Genomic DNA, 17,493 nt, shown 5'->3' on the forward strand with positions numbered 1-17,493 from the left:
GCGGCTTGAGGTCCGAGGGATGCTCTATTCCGGCTGGGCGGCTGCAGCGATCGGCTTTACCCTCGGCAACGATCTCTTGATCGTCACGGGCGCGCTGGTCGGCTCCTCGGGTGCGATCCTGTCCTACATCATGTGCAAGGCCATGAACCGCTCCTTCGTTTCAGTCATCCTCGGCGGTTTCGGCCGGCACGACAGGTTCGGCCATGGAACTCGAGGGTGAGCAGGTCGCAATCGACGCTGAAGGTGTCGCGGCAGCGCTGAACGATGCCGACAGCGTCATCATTGTCCCGTGTTACGGCATGGCGGTGGCACAGGCGCAACAGGCCGTTTCCGAGCTGACGCGCAAGCTGCGTGCGGACGGCAAGACAGTGCGTTCGCCATCCATCCAGTCGCCGGTCGTCTGCCTGGCCATATGAACGTGTTGCTCGCCGAGGCGAAAGTGTCATACGACATCGTGCTTGAGATGCATGAGATCAACAGCGACTTCCCGAATACGGATGTCGTGATCGTCATCGGCTCGAACGACATCGTCAATCCGGCTGCCCCAGGAAGCCCCCAACTCGCCGGTCGCCGGCATGCCGATGCTCATGGTCTGCAAGGCCAAGCAGGTGTTCGTGTCCAAGCGCGGCCAGGGCACCGGCTATTTCGGCATCGAGAACCCGTTGTTCTACAAGGACAACACCCGCATGTTCTATGGTGATGCGAAGAAATCGATCTCAGATTTGCTACCAAAGATTGGCTGACCTGGCCGGATGAGACTCCATTCTCGCCGAAGCTTGCTCCGGCCGGTGTCGCTTCATTGTAAAGAACCGAATTTGCGCACTAGTGCGCCGCCTCGACGAATTGAAGTTCCATAATAGAGGCTTACGCCGCAGCCAACGCTTCGCTTAAATCAAGTCATCGGATTTTCAATCGCTTAGCGAATCTAAGGCGCGGGTCGGTGGTTCATTCCGCTCAAGAGCAGGGAGTTGCCTTCACCATTTACGGCAGCGTGAGAACAGCATTGGAACGTGTAGCCGGTTTGGTCACTTCCCTGAGGAATTTCAGCATGACCTTGATCGGCGGGAACAGGCTTAGGGACGCCGGTAAGCAGGGTGAGCCTCAACGGCCAGGATATTTCCAGGGATTGCCTGGCGGAGGACAAGATCAAGACCCGACCGTCCGGTGCGGCGGCGTGGGAGGTCGGGTTTGCGGCGGCAGCCGATGGCGGCGCTCGCTTCCGCCTGAAGTATGACGGACGGAAATTGCCTTTCCTGCAGACCTTGCGCAATGCTCACGAAGGGATAAACGTGTTCTGCATCGAACCTGCGACCCACGACCGCCTGCCGCGAAAGGAGTTGCGCGAGATGGAAGCCCTGGCATCAACGCCGCGTGGCGGCTCGCACATGTTCCATCTCGAATGCTTTTCGACAGCGGCAAGTAGCTCTTGTAAGCACAGTTCGCCGGAATGAAAAAGTTCGGAGATATAATGAGCGGATGCTGTTCGGCAATCAGCCGAAACAATGGAAGTGAAGGGGCGGAGAAAACTGCGAAGATTTCATCGCGGGGCAAAGCCGGCAAGGTGATCGCCGTCAAAGGCGGCGAAACCTTCGTCGGAACCAACGATCCGGCCCTTGCAACCGATGGCGAAGGCCCGGAACGCAAAGTTACCGTCAACGACTTCTTCCTTGAATCTGAAACTGTCACAGTCTCACGCTTCGCAGAGTTCGTCGAGGCTACGGGATACATCACGGAAGCGGAGAAGTTCGGCTATAGCGCAGTATTTGCCGGCCTTCTGCAGGACGAAATGCGCGTGGCGGAAAATGTCGCGGGCACGCCTTGGTGGGCGCGCGTTCACGGCGCGATCTGGAATGCGCCAGAGGGTCCTGGGAGTTCCATCGAGGATCGTATGGACCATCCAGTGACCCAGGTTTCATGGAATGACGCCATGGCGTTCGCCGCCTGGGTCGGAGGCCGACTTCCGACGGAGGCTGAATGGGAGCATGCGGCCAGAGGCGGCAACCGTCGCCGGCGCTATCCCTGGGGCGACGAAGAGCCCACGGACGAGAAGGTTTTCTGCAATATCTGGCAAGGTCGTTTCCCTCGCGAGAACACGCTGGTGGATGGCTTTTTCGGTACTGCGCCAGCGCGCAGCTTCAAGCCTACCGATGATGGTTTTTATAATCTATGCGGCAATGTGTGGGAATGGGCGAGCGAGCCATTCCGCGTGAGATCGCTGTCGCGCCAGGCGAAGATGCGAAACGAGCAGGCGAGGAAAAATAGCGACAGGGTGCTCAAGGGTGGCTCGTTCCTTTGCCACAAGAGCTATTGCTATCGATATCGGATTGCTGCCCGCATGGGCCTGTCGCCAGATAGTGCCTCCAGCAATACCGGCTTTCGTATCGCCTATGATGCCCGTCCCGATGCGAGCCGCAATTCCGGTATGTGACCGAGGATAGGGCGGAGGCAGGCTTGCATCGCCATCACCAGGGAAGAATCTGACCGTTGTAATTGTAGAATGTACCGGTCTGGTGAGGACCGGCTTCGGCAATGACTTCCCGCATGCGGGAGACGCTTGCGGAAACCGTCAGACCGACATCGCCTGCAACCGCAACATTTCCGGGATGAATGCCGAGTACGCAGATCTGTCGCGGCGCGAGATCGATCGCGAAGCTCTTCATGATCATGTTCAAGCCCGCCTTGCTTGATCGATATGCGTAGGAAATGCCGGTATTGTTGAGGCCGATCGAACCCATGCGGCTGGAAACGAAGGCGATTACCTTTAGATCACTCCACGCCACATGCTCGATGAACGCTCTGGAGACGACGAAGGCGCCGATAAGGTTCACCTCGAGCATCCGCCGCCAGAGATCAAGATCGGTATCGCAAAGGGAAAAATGAGGGCCCGGGATGCCGGCATTGTTGAGTAGGATGTCTATCCTCTCGGAGCGTAGGTCGTTCGCCAATTCCAAAACGCTGTCCGTATCGGTGACGTCGAGTTTCATCACCTCGACGTTCGAGCCGAAGTCATGCTTGGCAAGAAGCTCTTCAGGGTCAAGGCAGGTGGCGATCACGCGATCGCCTCTTGCTGCATATTGAAGGGCGAACTCTTCGCCCAGGCCGCGGTCGCAGCCGGTAATCAGGACGGTTGCCATGGGTTTTCCAGTTCAAGAACATTTTGGGATGCGCGTCTGAGCGCCGCCAAACGACGTGAATTTCCGATTTGCTCGGGCTTCGCGAGAAAGCAGATTAGTATCGTTTCCGAGAGAACGTCAAGATGCAATTTAAAATTTGACATTTCAGCAATTTACATCTCATCATCAGTTATGAAAACGCTACCATCTGTAACGTGAAGGGTGCATGAGAAAAGCCATATCCCGCCGTCCGAAAATGGCCGATGTCGCGCGCATGGCGGGCGTATCGGTCACCACCGTTTCGCGCTCATATAACGAGCCGGATGCCGTTTCCGAGAAGATCAGGCTGCGGATCGCGGAAGCGGCGCGATCGCTCGCCTATGTCCCGAACGTGATGGCGGGCAGCCTTGCGGCGGCCCGCAGCAAGACGGTGGCGGTGGTCGTGCCGACTCTCAACAACTCGGTTTTCGCCTTGATGCTGGAAGAGCTGGGTGGCGTCCTTAACCGCCGCGGCTATCAGATCATGGTGTCATCCAGCGATTACGTCCTCGAACGCGAGGAAGAACTCGTCAAATCGTTGCTCTCCTGGTCGCCTGCCGGCATTGTGCTGGTTGGCCGGCACCACTCCCGCGGCACGCTGCGCCTGCTGGTCGAGGACGGCCTGCCGGTGGTGGAAGTCGGTGAATATCTGGAAGGCGCGATCGACAGTAATATCGGTTTCTCGCACCGCGATGTGGGGCGTCGCATTGGGCGCCATTTCGCGGATCTCGATATCGGCCGTCTCGGGCTTGCATTGGTGGCATTGCCGGGCGACCACAGGGCGGCGGATCGCGCCGTGGGCTTTCGCGAGGCCGTGCACGAGGCGGGGCTTCACCTGGAGGAATTCGCTCTGTCCGAGCGGGCATCGTCGAAGGGAGGTGCTACGGCGTTCGCGGACTTGATGGGGCGACCGGAACGTCCGCAGGCCATCTTCTTTTCCAATGACATGCTTTGTTTGGGAGCGCTCTTCGAAGCTGGCCGGCTTGGTATTCGTGTCCCCGATGACGTGAAGCTCTGTGGTTATGGAGATTTCGACTTTGCGGCTACCTCATCACCTTCGCTGAGCTCTGTCCGCCCTCCGGATCGGGAGATCGGCAGGCGGGCGGGCGAGCTTCTGCTGGAGAGGTTTCAGGGTGAAGGAGCCCCCGTATCAATCAATCTTGGCTTCGAACATATCGTGCGTGCCTCCGGTTAATTGGATGTGGCGATGTTTGAAGCCTTAGGCGCGAGGAAATAGATGGCAAAACCCCAAAAACGCCCCAACATCATCTTCGTCATAACGGATCAGCAGCGTTTCGACACGATCGCTGCCGGTGGGTTCCCCTATATGAAGACGCCAACCTTCGACCGCATGGTCAGAGAAGGCACGTATTTTCGCAAGACCTACGTGACCTCGCCCTCCTGCGCGCCGTCGCGCGCGAGTCTCTTCACAGGCGTTTATCCGCATACCAATGGGGTTTTTCGCAATGACGAGCCCTGGGCGTTCAGCTGGGTGCAGCAGCTCGCCGAATCCGGTTACCGCTGCGTCAACGTCGGTAAGATGCATACATCTCCTTTCGAGGATTCCTTCGGCTTTCACGAACGGCATGTGGTGGAAAACAAGGATCGCGCGACGGCTCGCCTGCCGTTTTTTCTCGACCAGTGGGACAAGGCGATCTGGACACGCGGTTTAGAAAAGCCGAGCCGCGTCACCTATCGCCGGCGGGAGGATTACCGATCCTCGCTCGGTGCGTTCGTCTGGCCGCTCCCCGAAGATCTCCATTCGGACAATTTTGTGCCCCAGCTCGCTCGGATGTGGGTTGATTCCTATTCCGGCCAGGAACCGTTCTTCTTGCAGATCGGCATTCCGGGGCCGCATCCGCCTTACGACCCGACGCAGGAATATCTCGATCTGTACGCCGATGCCGATCTGCCTGAGCCGATCTTGAGCGAGGAAGATATAGCAGCGCAGCCGTCTGCGCTCCAGAAGCTGCGTGAGCAGCATCTGGCGGTCGATCACGACGCCGTCGTGCATCTTGCGCATCCGACCAAAGAACAGCTGCGGCGCCAGCGGCAGCATTATTTTGCGAATGTCTCAATGATCGATGCCCAAATGGCGAAGCTGATAGAGGCAGTCGAGCGGCGCGGCGTGCTCGAGGACACGATCTTCATCTTCACGTCCGATCATGGCGACAGTCTCAACGACCATGGCCAGAGTCAGAAATGGTCGATGTACGAGCAGAGCGTTCGGGTGCCTGCCATCGTCTGGTCTCCCGGCCGCGTGGTAGAGGGCAGGATGGTCGACGATCTGGTATCGCTCTTCGATTTCGCACCGACCATTCTGGAGCTTGCCGGCCTGCCGGTCCCGGTTTGGATGGAAGCGCGATCGCTGCTGCCTTACCTTAGTGGCGAGGAGTGCGAGCCGCGAAAGTTCGTGTTTTCGGAGCATGCCGGCGACCGGATTTTAAGCGGTACCGAATTCATGACGATGATCCGCAGCCATCGCTACAAGCTCGTGCATTTCGTCGACAGCGACGAAGGGCAATTATTCGACATGGACTGCGATCCGAGAGAGATCGACAACCTCTGGGACGATCCGGCGCATCAGGCGACCAGGCAAGAACTCATCTCGGAAATTTTGAAATGGCGGATCAGAAGCTCGCTCAAAACGCAGAGCTGGACGCTGGCGAGTGTCAAACTGGGCGCAAATTCGGGGCGCACGCCAGTCAGCAACGCCCGGCAGGGCGGCGAATGAGTTTATGAAGAGAGCTGCCAGGACAGGCCAGTACTGTCTTGTTGGCAAATGAAGAACGAATTGAAGCTCGGGAAGGGTCGCTCAGATGGCCTCACCCACCGCTTCGCGCCGCCGCCGATCCAGTTCCTCGCTATATCGTCTCAAGGTGTGAGCCTCGCTCAACTGGCCTATGACCCGGCGCTCGATAAGATTGTTGACGACTGCCAGCGCATCACTGCGTGTTTTGTCAAAGATTGCGGCGGCCTGCTTGGCATTCATCCGCGGCTGGAGGAACTCGTTGCGATAGCGAATGAACTTCTCAAGCGTCGCCTCCTGAACGGTGACTTCCGCGCCATATACTTCCGCAACGAGGACGATGCCGACATAACGATCATCGTCATCGACGATGATTGCTCTTTGGGTCGAGCCGAGGGGAAAAGCCTCGCGGAACTGCTGGAGCGAGAGATTCGCATTTGCCTTTTTGACATCCGGCCGCATCAGCTTGTCGACCGTCAGATTGCTTATCCAGCCGATGTCGTGCGCGCTGCGTATGCTTTCGCCGCGCAAGTGGAAGCGCCACGTGGCGAAGGAGTAGCCGAATGTGGTCCTTACCACGACCGAGGAGCTGATGGTCGCCGCAAGCACCAGCGCGGTAATGGGGAAGTCTCCGGTGATTTCCAGGGCAAGGAATGTCATTGTCAATGGCCCGCCGATCAGCGCAACCGCAAGCGAACTCATGCCGACGACGGCATAGACAGTCGGCGTCAGTGAACCGCTCATGATGGAATCGACGGGGAAAGCGAAGATTTTGCCAAGTAATGCGCCCATGAAAAGGGAGGCGAAAAAGAGACCGCCACGAAAGCCTGAACCGATCGACACGGCCGATGCCGTTGCTTTCAGCAGGAAAATCATCGCGAGCGCTATGAGGCTGTTTTGCGTGTCGAGATTCAGATGCAGCGCGCCATGGCCGGCTGACAGAACCTGCGGGGTGATCATTGCCAGCAGACCGACGACGATACCGCCAAGTGCCGGGCGTAGTGCTGGAGGGATGGAGCTCTTGCGCGCCAACTGCTCGGTGAAGGCTACCCCCTTCATGATAGCGATCCCTATCATTGCGCACAGGGCACCGAGCAGGATCGCCGGCAGGAAGTCGCCCGGCGCGACAAGGCCGATCTCGCCGACCTCGATCAGGAATGTATCACCGGAAAGTGCCCTGGCGACGAAGGTGGCTAAAATGGCAGCGACCACGACCGGCGCAAGCGCAACGGTGCTGTATGTGCCGATGATCAGTTCGAACGCATAAAAGGCACCGGTCAGCGGCGCATTGAAGGCGGCCGCGATGGCGCCGGCGGCGCCGCAGCCGACAAGGATACGAAGATCTTCCCTTCGGAAATTCAGCTTGCCGCCGATCTTCGATGCAATGCCCGAGGATAGCTGGGTATAGCCGGCTTCCAGGCCAACCGATGCGCCAAAACCGTTGGACACGAGATTCTGGACGGCAACGATAATACTGTCGGTCAGGGATATACGGCCACCGTAGAGCGCATTCGCCTCGATCGGGTCGACGATCGGCCGGTTACGCCTTCTTTGGAGCAGCAGGAAAACGATACCCATGATAATGCCGCCCGCGATCGGTGCGGCGAAAACCAGAAGCTGGTTGTCGATTGAGGCGGCACTCAGCCACTCGCCATCGGATATGCCGAAGATCAGGTGATGCAGAGCTTTCGAGATCCAGCTCATGCCGCTTACCACGCAGCCCGAAGCGACTCCGACCAGTGCGGCGCAGGCGATCAGCCCGATCTCGCTACCTCGCGCGAGAGCCTTCTTCTTGAAGAGCTTAAAGCGTACTCGAATGGCATGGAGGAATGTGGAAATCGTGGCGGAATGCATTTGTGCAGCACAATTGGATTGATGGTACCTGCGAAGGTTCAGCGGGGATCGCCGCCCCATTAGCAGGGGCTTCGGGAAACGATTATTTGCACATCGTATTCCCCTTTGATTTCGTCGGCGATGTCGAAAGGGGTACCGATGTGAAATACGGTCGACGTCGCGGAAGTCTAGGCATTCTTCTTATGAGTGCTTTCGCGGGCGACGAGTTCCCACTCGACGATGGTCGTACATGGTTCTGCCCCGTTGATGCGTGCCAGGATCGCCTCGGCGGTCAGCTTGCCGATACGTTCCCGGTCCGGACGTACAGTCGTCAGCGGCGGGGTAACGCAACCGGCTGCTTCGTTGTCGCCAAACGCAATCACGCCAATGTCGTCCGGCACACGCTTGCCGAGCGTCTTCAACGCACGCAGGGCGCCAAATGCCACGACATCGCTGTTGCAGGCAATCGCGTCTATTTCCGGATGGCCTTCGATCAGTTCGAACGCTAGTCGTTCCCCGAGTGCGGGGCTTCCGCCCTGTTGTGCCGTGTGCTTTACAACTTCGGGCAGGCCGGCTGCCGCAGCGGCGATTTCCAATCCGCTCAAACGTTTCTGGGCGCGCCTGTCGTTCTCGCGAACGCTGCCGATAAAAGCAATCCGCCGATAGCCCGCGGCGATCAGGTGGTCCGCCTGCGCGGCGCCGACGCGCGTATGATCGAAGCCGACAGCAGTGTCGATCACCTCGCCATCCGTGTCCCACATTTCGATGATCGGGATAGCTGAGGCCTTGAGGAGTTCGACGACTTTTGGAGGATGATCGACACCGATAATGGCAATTGCAGCTGGACGCCAACTCAGGATGGATCGCACAAGCTTCAATTCCTGATCGGCATTGTACCGGGTGTTCGCCAACATGACCTGCAGGTCGCGCTCTAGAAGCGCGGATTGCAGCGTATCGATGATGCTGGCGAATTCTGAATAATAGAGTGAAGTCACGACGACGCCGACAATATCCGATCTCGTGCCGGAGAGCCCACCGGCGAGCCGGTTGGGCACGTAATTCAACTCCTCCATGGCCGCGTTGATGCGCTGACGCAGCTCGGGGCGAACGGTGTGGGGTGCGCGCAGAGCCCGCGAGACGGTATTGACCGAAACGCCTACCCGCTCCGCGATCGAGGCGAGGGTAGGGACTGACCGCGCCCCCTTGTCGGTAATTTCCGTATCCATTTTGGGCCTATATTTTGGCAAAGTGATCGTTGCGTTACCGTTAACTTTGTGCCATCGTTTCGGATGTGAGGCAAGCGAAAGAGGCTGCAATACCGGTCTTTCGCCTGATGAGCGAGTCCGGAAAACTCGCGCCGCGGAGGAGCAGGACATATGGCTGAAAGGCCAAATATTATTTTGATCATGACTGATCAGCAGCGTTACGATTCGATTGCAGCGCTTGGATTTCCATATGCGGTGACACCCAATATCGACGCGCTTGTCGAGAAGGGCGTGGCGCTGACCAATTGCCATATCACGGCGCCAAGCTGCGTTCCCTCACGTGCCAGCCTGTTCACCGGCTATTACCCACACACAACCGGCGTTCTAGCCAATGGCCAGAAATGGCAGCGGACGTGGGTCGAGCAGCTTCGCGAAGCTGGTTATCGCTGTGTCAATGTCGGCAAGATGCACACGATCCCATACAATTCGGATTCTGGTTTTCATGAACGCTATGTCGTGGAAAACAAGGACCGATACATGGAGGGCCGCTGGTATTTCGACGAGTGGGACAAGGCGCTTGCTGCCAACGGTCTTGTCAAGCAGCAGCGCGAAACCTACCGCGAGCGCGATGATTACGCCAAGCGCCTCGGTGCTTTTGATTGGGAGTTGCCAGAGGATCTGCACTCCGATGCCTTCGTCGGCAATATGGCCAAGTGGTGGGTCAACACCTATCCGCCCACCGAGCCGCTATTCCTACAGGTGGGCTTCCCCGGGCCGCATCCGCCATTCGATCCGCCGGCCCGCTATTCCGAGCCTTATTTGAGGCGCAACGATCTGCCGCTGCCGCAGCCGACGAAGGAGGAACTGCAGTCGCTTCATCAGGAGCTGAAAGACAAGCGCAAGCACGATGTCGAGGTCGATCATGACTCCGTCGTATGGAGCCTTGATCCGACCCCCGAGCAGTTACAGCGGCTGTGGGCCCATTATCTCGGCAATGTCACGCTGATCGACGAGAAGATCGGCGAGTTGCTCGAGGCGCTTAAGGCGCGCGGCTACCTGGAAGATGCGATCATCATCTTCACGTCCGACCATGGTGAATGCCTTGGCGAGCACGGCCTGATCCAGAAGTGGTCCATGTATGACATCGTCACACGTGTGCCGACCGTCATCTGGTCGACCGCGGGACGATTCGAGGGCGGACGTTCCATCGACGGTCTTTGCCAGCTTTTTGATCTCGGTCCGACCATTCTCGAATATGCCGGTATCACGCCGCCGGGTTCGTTTGAGGCAAAAAGCCTAAAGCCGGCTTTGGAAGGGGGAGAATGGACACCACGCAGCCATGTTTTTTGCGAGCAGATCGGCGACGTGGCGATGGCTGGCGGCGTGGAGTTCATGACAGGGGTCAGAAGCGCCAGATGGAAGCTCGTGCATTTCAAGGGCTCGCAGGATGGTCAGCTGTTCGATCTGGGGAACGATCCCCAGGAGGTGAAAAATCTCTGGAGCGATCCGGCCCATGCCGAACAAAAGCGAGAACTTCTGGACGTCATGCGGGACTGGCTGATTGAATCGAACTTCAAGACGCGTGATGTCATGGCGGATGCGCGGTGAGCCATCGGGATCGAGAAACGGACAAGCTTTCGCGGGAGGCATGACCTTGTCAGTCGCAACAACCGAAGAAAAACCCTCGCCGGCGCAACAGGCTTCTATGCTGTCGCGACCGGTGGGTATGCTGGCGATCAATATCGCGGCCGTGGTTGTCGGAATCATGCTCTGGACTGGCGTAACGGTTCAGGGCGTGGTCGGCCTTCCCACGCCGTTGGCGGTGGCAAGGCAGGCTCTTGTGCAGGCCCAAAACGGACTTTTGTGGTCCGATGCACTGGCCAGCCTGGGGCGGGTGTTTGCCGGCTTTGCGCTTGGAATTGCCGTGGCGATACCGGTCGGTTTCCTGATGGGTTGGTATCGCATCGCTCGGGCGATTATCGAACCTTATGTGCAGTTCTTCCGCACGATCCCGCCGCTCGCCATCATTCCCCTGGCGATCGTCACAATGGGTATTGATGAAACGCCGAAGGTTTTCGTCATCTTCCTGGCGTCCTTTCTGTCCAGCGTCGTTGCGACCTACCAGGGGGTTGTCAACGTGGACAAGACGTTAATCAACGCTGCCCGTGTGCTCGGTGCCAATGACTTCACCATCTTCCGCAGGGTCATCGTTCCCGCGTCATTGCCCTATATCATGGTCGGCGTGCGTATCGGCCTTGGTTCGTCCTGGGCAACGGTTGTGGCGGCCGAACTGATCGCCGCGCAATCCGGCCTCGGTTTTCGCATGCAGCAGGCGCAGCTCTATTACGACCTTCCGACGATATTCGTCAGTCTCATCGCAATTGGCGTTCTCGGTCTCATCATGGATCGGATCGTCATGGCGATCGATAGCGTGCTGACCGCCTGGCAGGAAAAACTATGAGCACGAAAATCTCGTTTCAGAACGTTACCAAGACGTTTAATATTGCCGGATCTGCGTCCTTCAACGCGCTCCAGGGGCTCAATCTCGATATCGAGGAAGGCGAGTTCATCACTGTGGTCGGTCCGTCCGGGTGCGGCAAGTCCACCGCTATGAATATCGCCGCTGGACTTACAGGGCCGACTTCTGGAGAGGTTCTGGTCGACAACGTGCCCGTGCGCGGCCCAGGGCCTGAACGCGGCGTGATCTTTCAACAGTATGCGCTTTTCCCTTGGCTGACGGTCCGCCAGAATGTCGAGTTCGGTCTGCAGATATCAGGGCACCCGAAAGCGGCGCGCCGGAAGATCGCCGACCATTTCATCGAGCTCGTAGGCTTAAGCGACTTTGCGGATTCGCTGCCGAAAACGCTGTCCGGCGGGATGAAGCAGCGTTGCGCGATTGCCCGAGCTTATGCCGTCAACCCGAAGATCCTGCTGATGGACGAGCCATTTGGAGCGCTCGATGCTTTGACACGCGTCCAGTTACAGGATCAGCTTCTTGCGACATGGAGCAAAGAGCGTCGCACGGTGATGTTCATTACCCATGATGTTGATGAAGCCGTCTATCTGGCCAGCCGGGTCGTGGTCATGGCTGCTCGCCCGGGCAGGCTTCATAAAATCGTCCCGGTCGATCTGCCTTATCCGCGCACTGAAGAGATGCGTCTTTCACCGGAATTCACGACTTTGCGCAACGAGGTCTGGCGGTCGGTCTATCATCCCGCCGCGGCCTGACCCTTTGCTCCCTAACAGCTGTCAAAAGGAGGAATTGAACATGCTGACGAGACGAAATCTGCTGAGGACGACAGCGGCCGTGGCGACTGCCAGCGCCTTTTCAATCGGCGGAAAGGCAGTTGCCCAATCCGCCGACATGACGATTGGTTACATCGCCGATTTCCCCAATGCGAGCGTGCTGGCAATCGCTGAAGACCAGAAGCTGTGGGAAGCCGAAGGCATCACGCCATCAGTGAAAGTCTTTACCAACGGTCCAATCCAAATCCAGGCGATGGGTGCCGGCAGTCTGAATTTCGGCACCATCGGTCCCGGCGCCCTTTGGTTGCCGGCCAGCGGCCGCGCCAAGGTGATAGGGGTCAATGATATCGGCTTTTCTGATCGGGTGATCGCGCAGGGGGAAATCACCTCCATTCAGGATCTGAAGGGTAAAAAAGTTGGGGTTCCGCAGGGCACGTCCGGTGACATGATCTTGCGCATGGCGCTCACCAGGGCGGGCATGACGATCAATGACATCCAGATGGTTCCAATGGATCCGCCGACGGTTGTCTCCGCCTTCACCTCCAAACAGATCGACGGAGCGGGTATCTGGTACCCGTTGATTGACACGATCAAGCCACGTGTCCCGGATATGAAGGAACTGGCCTCCAACCAGGACTTCTTCCCGCAAACCTCGTTTATCAACACCTTTGTTGCGCGCAACGAAATCGTCGAGCAGAACCCGGAACTGGTGAAGATATTCCTGCGCATCATGAAAAAGGCGATGGACTATCGCGCGGCAAACCTTGATCGCTCCATCGAGATCACCACGGCCTTTCTCAACGCTCCCGCCGATGCGACCGAAAAGGTTGCTCGCAGCCGCAAGATGCTGACTGCTAAGGAACTGGATGCTTTCACGCAGGATGGTACCGTCAATAAGTGGTTGGCCGATTTCAACAAGATGTTCCAAGAGTTCGGCACCGTTCAGACCCCGCTGCCGCCCGAGCAGATCTATATGGGTGATCTCTTCGTGAACGCCTGACCATCAAACCGGCCGGCGGGAACCGGCCGGCCACCCGAAGAGGCAGCTTGCTTGGTAAACTTCTGCTGGCCTTCTTGTTGTGTTCGGCGGCAAGGGTGGACCGACATACAGAAGGCCCGCCTCGCAAACTCTGTTGCCGCAAAGTGAGCCTAGGGGTTAGAACATTTTCAGGCCATCGGTGATCGCCGAAAACAGCGTGTCGATTTCTGCCTCGGAGATGATAAGCGGCGGAGAAAGGACGATTGTATTGCGACCGGTCGTATCAATACGCCTTGCTCGAAACAGTAGTCATAGACCTTCTTGGCCATCGCCTTGCCGGTGGCGGCGTCCTCGCTCAGCTCGATGCCCGCGAGAAGGCCGAGGTTGCGTATGTCGACAATGCCGGGAAGGCCCTTGAGCGCGTGTGTCCGCTCCTGCCAGATCGGCTCGATCGATGCCGCATGCTCGAACACGCCCTCGCCGAGATAGACATCCAGCGCCTTGCCGTCGATGTCTTCGAAGACCGCGGAGTTGCCTTGCGGCCGTTGGAGCCTCGGTCTATTTCAAGAACTATCTCCTGTTTCGTCCCGACATGCAGAAGGCGAGCCTGGTACGGGCCTTCGTCGCGGCGCTGATGTACGCCAGGAATACGAGATAGACTGCTGCTCGTTCTTTGAACGCCATATCACCTCTGGCTTGTTATTTGTTTGTTTCATGCCATATGTAGGTAGTTACCTACATGGAGACGTGCTGTGAACATTGTGACCCTTTCCAGCCGAGAGCTGAACCATGACGTCAGCAGCGCCAAGAAGGCAGCAAAAAGCGGCCCGGTTATCATCACGGATCGCGGTAAGCCTTCCCATGTCCTAATGACCTATGATGAATATGAACGCTTGACCGGCAAGCACCGTAATCTTGTCGAAGCTCTCGTTATGCCTGGACTCTCAGAGATTGATCTCAAGCTGCACCGTCCTGAAATCAGACCGCGCGAAGTGGATCTGGATTGAATTATCTTTTGGATACCAACGTCATTTTCGAACTGCGCAAGATCGGTGACGGAAAAGCCGATGCCAACGTGGTAGCGTGGATCGGAAAAGAAGATGCAGCGCGCTTCTTCCTTTCGGTCATCACGATTCTTGAGTTGGAGCGGGGGGTACTTGGCTTGCAGCGTCGGGATTCCGCACAGGGCGCTCGGTTGCGGTCGTGGCTAGACAGCCGTGTACGCCCGGAATTCGCCGGCCGCATCCTACCGGTTGATGATGCGGTCGCTACCCGTTGTGCGCACCTTCACATTCCCGACCGGCGCAACGAGGCGGACGCACTGATTGCGGCGACTGCTCTGGTTCACGACATGACCGTAGCAACGCGCAATATTAGGGATTTCGAGGGTACTGGCGTCGTTCTGGTCGATCCTTGGCAAGGCTGACTACCTCACCTCTGCTTGGATACAGAAGGATCTGCCTGGTATATTTGCAAGCTCTGTTACCGCAAAGTGAGCCGAACGGTTAGAGCGTTTTCAGGCCATCGGTGATCGCCGAAAACAGCGTGTCGATTTCCGCCTCGGAGATGATAAGCGGCGGAGAAAGGACGATTGTATTGGCGACCGGTCGTATCAATACGCCTTGCTCGAAACAATAGTCGTAGACCTTTCTGGCCATCGCCTTGCCGGTGGCGGCGTCCTTGCTCAGCTCGATGCCCGCGAGAAGGCCGAGGTTGCGTATGTCGACAATGCCGGGAAGGCCCTTGAGCGCGTGTGTCCGCTCCTGCCAGATCGGCTCGATCGATGCCGCATGCTCGAACACGCCCTCGCCGAGATAGACATCCAGCGCCGCCAGCGCTGCGGCCGAGGCGAGGGGATGCCCCGAATAGGTATAGCCATGCGAAAACTCGACAGCGCCCTGCGCGGTGTTTTGCATGAGCGTCTCGTAAATCCCGTTTGATGCTAGCACGCCTCCCATAGGCACCGCGCCATTGGTCATGCCCTTGGCGATCGCGATGAGATCGGGCGTGACGGCGAAACGGTCGGCCGCGAACGGGCGGCCGAGGCGACCGAAACCAGTGACGACCTCGTCGAAGATCAGCAGGATGCCGTGCCGCGTGCAGATCTCTCTCAGCCGCTCGAGATAACCCACCGGAGGGATGAGCACGCCGGTGGAGCCAGCGACCGGCTCGACGATAACGGCCGCGACGGTTGACGGATCATAGGTTTGCAGCATGTGTTCCAGGGCGTCGGCGATCTCGACGCCATGACCCGGCTGGCCGCGGCTGAAGGCATTACGCACCGGATCATGGGTATGGGGCATGTGAGCGGCACCCGGTAGAAGCATGCCGAACTGCTTCTTGTGCGGCCCCATGCCGGCCGCCGAGAGGCCGCCGAAACCGACGCCGTGATAGCCGCGCTGGCGGCCGATGATGCGCTGGCGCTGGCCTTGCCCGCAGGCGTGGTGATAGGCGAGGGCGAGTTTCAACGCCGTATCTGTGGCCTCGGACCCGGAATTGGTGAAGAAGACGTGGTCGAGCCCTTCGGGCGCGATGGATGTCAGGCGATTGGCATATTCGAAGGCGCGAGGGTGGCCGATCCCGAAGGACGAGGCGAAATCCAGCTGAGCCGCCTGCTTCTGGATCGCTTCGACGATCTTCGGATGTCCGTGTCCGGCATTCACGCACCAGAGGCCGGCAATGCCATCGAGCAGTTTATGGCCATCGTTCGTGTGGTAGTACATGCCGGAGGCGCCGGTCACGATCTGGGGCTTCTTCTTGAAGTCGCGGTTGACCGTGAACGGCATCCAGTAGGATTCGAGCGAATTGGCATTGAGTTGCTGCTGCGTGTCCATGAGAAGCCTTGCCGTCTTTCAGGTGGTTGTCAGTTTCGATGCCGCAAGGTCGAGCCTGCGGCCTATGCGCCGGCCGTGATTGGTCTCGGAGGCATCACGTCGTCAGGGATTGGATTGACGAAGGGATTGCCGTCGAGGCGGTTTCTATGGTCGGCCTTGGCCGCCTCGATGAGCGCCGGATCGAGGAAGAGTTCTACCGCGGTTCCCGCCATGGCCTTCGCGGCATGAGCCATGCCCTTGTGAGCGGCCGGCAGCTTGCCCTGGGCAACGAGTTGCCACGAATGGCCAGGCGTGCCGATCGCGTAGGTCGCGCCGCGCATCTGCACGGTCGGCACGACCCAGCTCACGCTGCCGACATCGGTGGAACCGACCATCGATCCATCGCCGGCGTAAAGCGGCACGATGAGATCGCAGAGCGGTTCGTCCTTCTTCGGTTTGAGATGGAAGCGCGCATAGGACGAAGCGATGTCTTCGGGCGTTAAGGTCGCCTGGAATTTCCGGGCCGTCGCCTTGTCGTCCTCGCTGAAGATAGCGGGGCCGAGGCGCTCGAGCTGCGCGTGCATGCACGCCTCCAGCGGCTCGTTGCCCATCAGGTTGGCGTCGCCGGAAATGATTTCCTGGCGCATGGTCGTTTCGGTCATCCAGGCAGCACCCTCCGCAACACGCTTTACCCGGGCAACCAATGCGAGGAGTTCGGGAAGCGTTCGTGCACGGACGAGGTAACGCACCGTGGCATTGGCCTGCACGACATTGGGCGCCGATCCGCCGGTATCGGTAATCGCATAGTGAATGCGGGCGGTGGTCGGCATGTGTTCGCGTAGGAAGTTCACGCCGACATTCATCAGCTCGACAGCATCGAGCGCGCTTCGTCCAAGGTGCGGTGTTGCCGCAGCGTGCGAGGCGCGGCCGGAAAAGTGGAAGTTCATTTCGCTGCAGGCGAGCGAGATCGGGTTGTTGACCCCGCTGAAGGCGGCCGGATGCCAGGAGATCGCGATATCGACATCATCGAAGACGCCGGCGCGTACCATGAAGCCCTTCGAGGAGCCGCCTTCCTCCGCCGGGCATCCGTAATAGCGCACGCGTCCCTTCAGGCCGTTTTCGGCAAGATAATCCTTGACGGCCGCGGCTGCGAGCATCGAGCCCGAGCCCAGCAAGTTATGGCCGCATCCGTGGCCATGTCCGCCGGCAACGATCGGTCGTTGTTCGGCGACACCGGCTTCCTGGCTGAGGCCGGGCAAGGCGTCGTATTCACCCAAGATCGCGATCACCGGGCCGCCTTCACCGGCCTCTCCCATGATCGCAGTCGGAATGCGGGCGATATTGCGCTCGATGCGGAAACCCTCCGCCTCCAGGAGGCGCAGATGTTCGGCGCAGGAGCGGAATTCCTCGTAATTGATCTCCGGCATATCCCAGACGCGGTCGCTGAGTTCGAAGAAAGCCGGGCTCTTTTCGTCGACAATGGCCCAGACGGATTCGGAGTTCTTCATCATGCACT

At 58.6% G+C, this 17,493-nt stretch carries 16 protein-coding genes and 1 pseudogene; 11 read left to right on the plus strand and 6 right to left on the minus strand.

Translation table 11 applies throughout. The features are described from left to right. Nucleotides 1–25 precede the first annotated feature (25 nt). From YH62_RS27260 to YH62_RS27270, 3 genes and pseudogenes are all read left to right on the plus strand, one after another. Nucleotides 26–743, plus strand: a pseudogene (locus YH62_RS27260) (NAD(P)(+) transhydrogenase (Re/Si-specific) subunit beta); the annotation flags it as partial. Nucleotides 744–1,094: 351 nt separating this feature from the next. Continuing rightward, nucleotides 1,095–1,451: a hypothetical protein gene (locus YH62_RS27265; protein ID WP_046797471.1), complete on the plus strand. Its 357-nt coding sequence runs from the start codon at nt 1,095–1,097 to the stop codon at nt 1,449–1,451. A 17-nt stretch (nt 1,452–1,468) separates the two neighbouring features. Further along, entirely contained in the window at nt 1,469–2,428 is a 960-nt protein-coding gene (locus YH62_RS27270) for a formylglycine-generating enzyme family protein (protein WP_046797472.1), read from the plus strand. Between the two features lie 34 nt (nt 2,429–2,462). On the opposite strand, the gene YH62_RS27275 is transcribed toward YH62_RS27270, so the two are convergent. Beyond that, a complete protein-coding gene (locus YH62_RS27275) occupies nt 2,463–3,134 on the minus strand; it encodes an SDR family oxidoreductase (RefSeq protein ID WP_046797473.1) in 672 nt (223 codons plus the stop codon). 205 nt (nt 3,135–3,339) lie between these two features. On the opposite strand from YH62_RS27275, the gene YH62_RS27280 reads away from it, so the two are divergent. Continuing rightward, entirely contained in the window at nt 3,340–4,347 is a 1,008-nt protein-coding gene (locus tag YH62_RS27280) for a LacI family DNA-binding transcriptional regulator (protein WP_245282224.1), read from the plus strand. 42 nt (nt 4,348–4,389) lie between these two features. Further along, a complete protein-coding gene (locus YH62_RS27285) occupies nt 4,390–5,886 on the plus strand; it encodes a sulfatase-like hydrolase/transferase (RefSeq protein WP_046797475.1) in 1,497 nt (498 codons plus the stop codon). Nucleotides 5,887–5,967: 81 nt separating this feature from the next. Here the strand turns inward: YH62_RS27285 and YH62_RS27290 are convergent, their stop codons facing one another. Together YH62_RS27290 and YH62_RS27295 are read right to left on the minus strand one after the other, a co-directional pair. After that, nucleotides 5,968–7,755, minus strand: coding sequence for a chloride channel protein (locus YH62_RS27290; RefSeq protein ID WP_046797476.1), 1,788 nt, complete (start codon nt 7,753–7,755; stop codon nt 5,968–5,970). A gap of 167 nt (nt 7,756–7,922) precedes the next feature. After that, complete coding sequence (locus YH62_RS27295) at nt 7,923–9,050, minus strand: LacI family DNA-binding transcriptional regulator (protein WP_245282225.1); 1,128 nt, start codon at nt 9,048–9,050, stop codon at nt 7,923–7,925. A 60-nt stretch (nt 9,051–9,110) separates the two neighbouring features. Here YH62_RS27295 and YH62_RS27300 point away from each other — a divergent pair, with 60 nt between their 5' ends. The 4 genes from YH62_RS27300 (at nt 9,111) to YH62_RS27315 (ending at nt 13,185) form a co-directional block, all read left to right on the plus strand. Beyond that, the gene (locus YH62_RS27300) at nt 9,111–10,547 is read left to right on the plus strand and encodes a sulfatase-like hydrolase/transferase (protein WP_046797478.1); all 1,437 of its coding nucleotides are present in this window, start codon (nt 9,111–9,113) and stop codon (nt 10,545–10,547) included. 97 nt (nt 10,548–10,644) lie between these two features. Beyond that, nucleotides 10,645–11,400 carry an ABC transporter permease gene (locus tag YH62_RS27305; RefSeq protein WP_046797479.1) on the plus strand — a complete coding sequence of 252 codons (756 nt, stop codon included), beginning with the start codon at nt 10,645–10,647 and terminating at the stop codon, nt 11,398–11,400. Beyond that, entirely contained in the window at nt 11,397–12,167 is a 771-nt protein-coding gene (locus YH62_RS27310) for an ABC transporter ATP-binding protein (RefSeq protein WP_046797480.1), read from the plus strand. The genes YH62_RS27305 and YH62_RS27310 overlap by 4 nt, the downstream gene beginning before the upstream one ends. Nucleotides 12,168–12,207: 40 nt before the next feature. Beyond that, nucleotides 12,208–13,185, plus strand: coding sequence for an aliphatic sulfonate ABC transporter substrate-binding protein (locus YH62_RS27315; RefSeq protein WP_046797481.1), 978 nt, complete (start codon nt 12,208–12,210; stop codon nt 13,183–13,185). Nucleotides 13,186–13,352: 167 nt separating this feature from the next. Here YH62_RS27315 and YH62_RS30355 read toward each other — a convergent pair whose 3' ends face one another. Next, a complete protein-coding gene (locus YH62_RS30355) occupies nt 13,353–13,637 on the minus strand; it encodes a hypothetical protein (protein ID WP_046797482.1) in 285 nt (94 codons plus the stop codon). Between the two features lie 279 nt (nt 13,638–13,916). Here YH62_RS30355 and YH62_RS27325 point away from each other — a divergent pair, with 279 nt between their 5' ends. Beyond that, on the plus strand, nt 13,917–14,171 hold the full coding sequence (locus tag YH62_RS27325) for a type II toxin-antitoxin system Phd/YefM family antitoxin (protein ID WP_046797483.1): 255 nt from the start codon (nt 13,917–13,919) through the stop codon (nt 14,169–14,171). Then, nucleotides 14,168–14,590, plus strand: coding sequence for a type II toxin-antitoxin system VapC family toxin (locus YH62_RS27330; RefSeq protein WP_046797484.1), 423 nt, complete (start codon nt 14,168–14,170; stop codon nt 14,588–14,590). The genes YH62_RS27325 and YH62_RS27330 overlap by 4 nt, the downstream gene beginning before the upstream one ends. A 79-nt stretch (nt 14,591–14,669) precedes the next feature. Here YH62_RS27330 and YH62_RS27335 read toward each other — a convergent pair whose 3' ends face one another. Further along, a complete protein-coding gene (locus YH62_RS27335; RefSeq protein ID WP_046797485.1) occupies nt 14,670–15,998 on the minus strand; it encodes an aminotransferase class III-fold pyridoxal phosphate-dependent enzyme in 1,329 nt (442 codons plus the stop codon). 62 nt (nt 15,999–16,060) lie between these two features. Next, nucleotides 16,061–17,485 (minus strand): M20 family metallopeptidase, encoded by a 1,425-nt coding sequence (locus tag YH62_RS27340; protein ID WP_046797502.1) that lies wholly within the window; start codon nt 17,483–17,485, stop codon nt 16,061–16,063. Nucleotides 17,486–17,493: the final 8 nt, after the last annotated feature.

The organism is Rhizobium sp. LC145, assembly GCF_001005825.1.
Classification (GTDB): domain Bacteria; phylum Pseudomonadota; class Alphaproteobacteria; order Rhizobiales; family Rhizobiaceae; genus Neorhizobium.

What these genes read in the sequence shown, in the direction of transcription:
- YH62_RS27290 (WP_046797476.1), bottom strand. Translation starts at nt 7,755, where the DNA reads ATGCATTCCGCCACGATTTCCACATTCCTCCATGCCATTCGAGTACGC.
- YH62_RS27310 (WP_046797480.1), top strand. Translation starts at nt 11,397, where the DNA reads ATGAGCACGAAAATCTCGTTTCAGAACGTTACCAAGACGTTTAATATT.
- YH62_RS27285 (WP_046797475.1), top strand. Translation starts at nt 4,390, where the DNA reads ATGGCAAAACCCCAAAAACGCCCCAACATCATCTTCGTCATAACGGAT.
- YH62_RS27315 (WP_046797481.1), top strand. Translation starts at nt 12,208, where the DNA reads ATGCTGACGAGACGAAATCTGCTGAGGACGACAGCGGCCGTGGCGACT.
- YH62_RS27300 (WP_046797478.1), top strand. Translation starts at nt 9,111, where the DNA reads ATGGCTGAAAGGCCAAATATTATTTTGATCATGACTGATCAGCAGCGT.
- YH62_RS27275 (WP_046797473.1), bottom strand. Translation starts at nt 3,134, where the DNA reads ATGGCAACCGTCCTGATTACCGGCTGCGACCGCGGCCTGGGCGAAGAG.
- YH62_RS27280 (WP_245282224.1), top strand. Translation starts at nt 3,340, where the DNA reads ATGAGAAAAGCCATATCCCGCCGTCCGAAAATGGCCGATGTCGCGCGC.
- YH62_RS27270 (WP_046797472.1), top strand. Translation starts at nt 1,469, where the DNA reads ATGAGCGGATGCTGTTCGGCAATCAGCCGAAACAATGGAAGTGAAGGG.
- YH62_RS27340 (WP_046797502.1), bottom strand. Translation starts at nt 17,485, where the DNA reads ATGAAGAACTCCGAATCCGTCTGGGCCATTGTCGACGAAAAGAGCCCG.
- YH62_RS27335 (WP_046797485.1), bottom strand. Translation starts at nt 15,998, where the DNA reads ATGGACACGCAGCAGCAACTCAATGCCAATTCGCTCGAATCCTACTGG.
- YH62_RS27305 (WP_046797479.1), top strand. Translation starts at nt 10,645, where the DNA reads ATGCTGTCGCGACCGGTGGGTATGCTGGCGATCAATATCGCGGCCGTG.